Annotated in this window: 4 protein-coding genes; 3 read left to right on the plus strand and 1 reads right to left on the minus strand. The window is 41.6% G+C overall.

What is annotated here, in order from left to right; genetic code table 11:
- Positions 1–64: 64 nt before the first annotated feature.
- Positions 65–997, plus strand: coding sequence for a type II secretion system F family protein (locus Q0668_RS12215; RefSeq protein ID WP_298864887.1), 933 nt, complete (start codon positions 65–67; stop codon positions 995–997).
- 72 nt (positions 998–1,069) lie between these two features.
- Complete coding sequence (locus tag Q0668_RS12220; protein ID WP_298864889.1) at positions 1,070–2,074, plus strand: type II secretion system F family protein; 1,005 nt, start codon at positions 1,070–1,072, stop codon at positions 2,072–2,074.
- Between the two features lie 112 nt (positions 2,075–2,186).
- Here the strand turns inward: Q0668_RS12220 and Q0668_RS12225 are convergent, their stop codons facing one another.
- Complete coding sequence (locus tag Q0668_RS12225) at positions 2,187–3,299, minus strand: sigma-54 dependent transcriptional regulator (protein ID WP_298864891.1); 1,113 nt, start codon at positions 3,297–3,299, stop codon at positions 2,187–2,189.
- A gap of 972 nt (positions 3,300–4,271) precedes the next feature.
- On the opposite strand from Q0668_RS12225, the gene Q0668_RS12230 reads away from it, so the two are divergent.
- The coding region (locus Q0668_RS12230) for a hypothetical protein (protein WP_298864894.1) at positions 4,272–4,921 on the plus strand (650 nt) is incomplete at its 3' end.

Consider the following 4,921-nt stretch of genomic DNA (forward strand, 5'->3'; position numbering starts at 1 on the left):
ACGTTAAGGAAATGATTCCAAGTTATGAAATTTGTTATTTAGATTAGAGTGGAGATATCCCGTAGTGGACAGTTCATCGATAGCATTGATTTGTTTTGCGGCAGTGACGGTCACAATTCTGGCGATCTATCTGGTTGTTCGCGACTTATCTGGTGCCGGTACATCAAATTCTGGTAATTTTACAAAGCGTCCTCGACTTAGAAGAATTCGGAACGTGTTTGATCAGGAGCCCTCGAATAGTATCCTTGGGAAAATTGATCAGAGTTTTGATCGTTTGGTTCTCGAAAATGGCTCTGAACTTACGCCGTTTACTGCTTTTCTATTGATTGTAGCCTGTGGATTAGCCATCGGTGGTGCAATTTTTGTTTACTCGAATCAGCCTTTAGCTGGCATTGCCGGTATGATTGGTGGGATGTTTACCATCTTGATCATTTTGCATTTTCGTAGGAAAAGAAGAATGCACATGATCCAGGAAGAACTTCCCGAAATGATTGATTTACTGGCTCGCTCAACTCATGCTGGAGCCAGTTTAGAGCAGGCTATTACGATTGTGGGTGAAGAGGCTAAAGGGCCTTTGAGTTTTGAGTTCAGACGCTGTGCCCGGCAGTTAGATATGAATATGTCAGTGCCTTCGGTTATGAAGTCACTTTCAACTCGGATTCAGCTGATTGATCTGAAAATATTGACTTCAACGCTAATGCTGTATCGTAAAACTGGTGGTAATCTGCCCGCGAATCTGGAACGAATGTCAGGAGTGATTCGCGACAGAATAAACTATCGTCGCCAAATGAAGGCATCGACAGGTGCTGGCCGTGCATCCGCATTGCTCATGACGGTGGTGGCACCGGTTGCATTTGTAATTCTATTGGTGGCATTCCCTGATCACGTTTCCAATTTGTATACGGATCCCATTGGAAATATACTCTTACTCATCGCGATTGTCCTGGAAGTGACTGGCATCCTTTGGGTATCAGCACTACTCAGAACAGAATATTAGAACTTAATTTGAGATGAATGATGATGATGCTATCCTGGCTCGTTCTTCAGACTTCACATAAAAGAGAAACCTATGTTTGTTGATATTATTTCGATTGACACCTTTTTGCTTGTCTGCTTCGTATTCTTCTTGATCGGAGATGCAATTTCAGCAGGGCATCGTTCCAGGAAGAAAGGTCTAGATCTCAATGATCAGGGTTCAAATTACTACAAGACTTCAAAAGTGGGAATTTTCAGTCGGTCACTAGCGGGCGTAATTCCTCAGACAGCTGAAGTCATTGGAAAAATTGAGCTCGATCTCAAAAGGGCCGGTTATTACCGGTCAACGTCTCTCGTCGAATATCTGGCAACACGCAACCTCCTCGTGGTACTGGTATTAATTGTGACTGGAATTGGTTGTGTTTTAGCAGATCCGGGATCAAAACTTCCTCAAATTATTCTTGTTGTGGGACTATTGGTTGCTGGTTTGGGTTATGGGCTTCCCCGTTTCGTCCTTCACAGTCAGGCGAACCGCAGAGTTCATCGAATACAAAGAGGGCTGCCCGATGCACTCGATCTGGTTATGATGTGTTTGACGGGGGGGGTTCCACTGAGGACCGCTCTAGAACGCGTTACAGATGAAGTTCGTTTTTCTCATCCGGATATCGCTGTCGAGTTTGAAATCATTCGTCGTCACTCAGATGCCAATTCGATGTCAGACGCTCTTAAGCAATTTGCGAGAAGAATAGATGCCCCCGATGTAAATGCACTTTCTTCGATGATCTCTCAAACGGAGAGGTTAGGGACGAACGTTTCAACAGCATTAATAGATTTCGCCGATGGTGTCCGCCGTAAGTATCGGCAACGTGCAGAGGAGCATTCCAGCAAGACAAGTATCAAGTTACTTTTTCCTGTGATTTTCTGTATGGCCCCTCCCATTTATATTTTATTCTTCGGGCCAGCGGTACTTGAATTACGGAATTTTCTGATTCGCGAGCACACTCCGGGCGGAATTCTGGAACCGATGACGTATGGTGAATCTATCAGCACGACTCCTCAACAACAAGTAGTTAACCAGAATCGAACGGACGCTCAATAGCACGCAGACGTTGCTGTCAGAGCGAAACTTTCATACTAATGGGCGCGTGTGTGATACCATAAACCAGATCTTATGAACTGTCATCAAAGCAACAGATTCGCTGGTTTAAGTCCTAATTTTTCGAGTGAAGATTCTTTTGGACCGTTGGTTTCTTTTGCTCAAGCATTCCGTACTTCCGCATTTTTTTGTAGAGTCCGACTCGACTAATCCCCAATGCTTTTGCTGTTGCTGTTTTGCGGTAACCGTTCTCTGACAAGGACTTTTGTAAGAGATATTTTTCGTTCAGAGCTACCTGGTCAGCTAATGTTGAATTCTCCGGTGATGACTGAAAGCCGTTTTCAGTGAGAGAGATTGTTTCCTGAAGAATATTGGGGGAAAATTCATTGGTAGTCAATTCCCCCTGATTTGAAAATAAGACCGCTCTTTGGATCTGGTTTTTTAACTCTCTCAGATTACCCGGCCAACTATAGTGCTGCAGCATTTGAATTACTTTCAGGTGAACTTTATTGATCATGATCGAGTGAAGTTGGCAACATTCTTTGATAAATTCAATCGAAAGCGGGATGATATCGTTAGGACGTTCTCGTAAAGCCGGCAATCGAAATTGAAGGACATTCAAGCGATAATATAAGTCTGATCGAAATTTATTATTTTGAGTCAGTTCTTCAAGTTCCACATTTGCGGCCACAATGAGTCGCGCTTCAGAATGACGAGATTCAGTAGACCCGACAGGTTCGAACTGCCCCGTTTCGATCACTTTAAGAAGCTTTGCTTGATCTTTCGCGGTGAGAATATCGATCTCATCTAAAAGCAAAGTCCCCTTCCCAGCTGCTTCAAAACGACCGATTTTACTACGTTCGGCACCAGTAAATGAACCACGTAAATGCCCAAAAAGCTCGCTTTCTATGAGATCAGACGGAAGTGCACCACATGCAATATTTTGAAATGGTTCAGTTCCCCGGGGAGAAAGTTGATGAATCATCGATGCTAACGTTGTTTTACCTGTTCCGGTTTCACCTACAAGAAGCAGTGTCACATTGTGTTTTGCAATTTTCGAAATCTGATCAATGATTGGAATCATCGCCGGTGTATAAGTTGTTACGTGAGTGTCACCATCATAAATTTGACGGGATTTGGGTAATGTTGACGGTTTAATAGCGGCATTGATTTCGTTTAATTCTTCGGAGAGTATTCGAAATTCTTCAGGTGCTGGTGGATATTCCAAGTAAGCATCCGTCAAAAAATTAGTTGATTCGGCTAATCCCAATGGAATAAATTGATCAATTACAGAAACGACTTTGAGAGGGTATTCACACGTTTCTCTCAAATAAGAAAGCACTTCGTGACAATTGGCTTGTTCAAGTGGAAGCTCTGTGACTCTCAAATCAAGGTATAAAATAGCCGGAGATGAGTTATGTATACAATCTTTCAGTGAAGAAAGTGTAGAGACTGTTTTAAGAGAGGAATTGATTTGATCTAGTATGTGAGGTTTGAGGACAGACTCCATTTTGGAGTCCGATGAGTAAATTATTCCAAGAGGGGCCATCACGAATCCTTTTATTCTCGTCAAATCAATAGATGGTTGGGGTCAGCTTACTTCTCAAGAAATAAAAATCAGACGTCTCTAAATGCCGTTGATATAAGATGGATAGGGGGAATATGATGAATACGTTGATTTATATACGATAACAAATGTTATCACCATAGGCAAATATGTAACTATAGGGAAATAGGGGAGAGTTTTTGTTTATGAATGATCGTAAAGTTTCAGGATGAGCTAACGCCAGAGGGAAAATCAAAAAAAGCTATATTTTGACTATGATTTACAAACTGATTTTTCCATACGTGATAAATAGTTGATACGTAATGTTGTTAGAGAGTTCTTTCAAGTTATTATTATGTAGTTAGATAAGACGTAAAGTTGTTAGAAAGTGAGCTGATGTGGTTGAGTTCCATTGATGGCAGAGGAGTGTAATTCCTCTCCGATTAATCGCATCGTATCAGTTCGAATGTCACTGACAAAAATGCTTCTCGCTCTCATTGCATGGGCACTCGTTTGATTTAGAATTATTTGTAAATGTATGTGCCGATACTTTTCTATAAGGACTACCTTGTTGCAGACAGCATGGATTGCTTACCCAATATCCGATACTTTTAATTGATCGGATTTCATTCTTTGAAGCGATTCTGGACCTTTATGAGCGATCGATTTCATTTCTATATTAGTTCTTCTATTGTTTGCTCAATGATCGGTCTCGTTTTCTGGTCGCAAATACCCTCCACTTCTCAATTAATACCACATCGAGAATCTCATGCGGCGGAGAACTCCCAGGCTACAATCAATAGCTTTTTAGAAATCGAAGAGGGAGAGATTGCAACAGTGTTTGATCCTCCTTCTTCTTCGAATCGAATTAAAGGGAAACACAAGCAATATATTCCGCTCAACGTCGTACCAGAACAGACAAAAAATCAAAGTCATCAGAACCGTTCAGGGAAATCGAATCTTTCCACTTCGAATCAGAGAGTGGTTTCACAAAAATTGAATAGGCATTTGCAGCAGACTGAAACGAATGCAAATGAATTGATAAGGCAAAGTTCAGACTCATTTGGAAAAGGGTTGATGTCCCTGGTTGATTATAATCTTGCCTTAAACATTGCCTATGATACAAAAATTGAAGCTGCGGATATCCGGCAGATAAAACGGGCCAAAGTGTCTTTGTTAACTTCGAAACAAAAATTGCTTCAGCAAGCGGTTGAACAATTACAGAATTTCAATCAACCTGCAGCTCAGGGGTGGTATGGAGACGTGGTTCACGCGAAGCTGCTTCTTTCACAAAATCAATACGA

Source organism: uncultured Gimesia sp., assembly GCF_937910335.1.
Taxonomy (GTDB): Bacteria; Planctomycetota; Planctomycetia; order Planctomycetales; family Planctomycetaceae; genus Gimesia.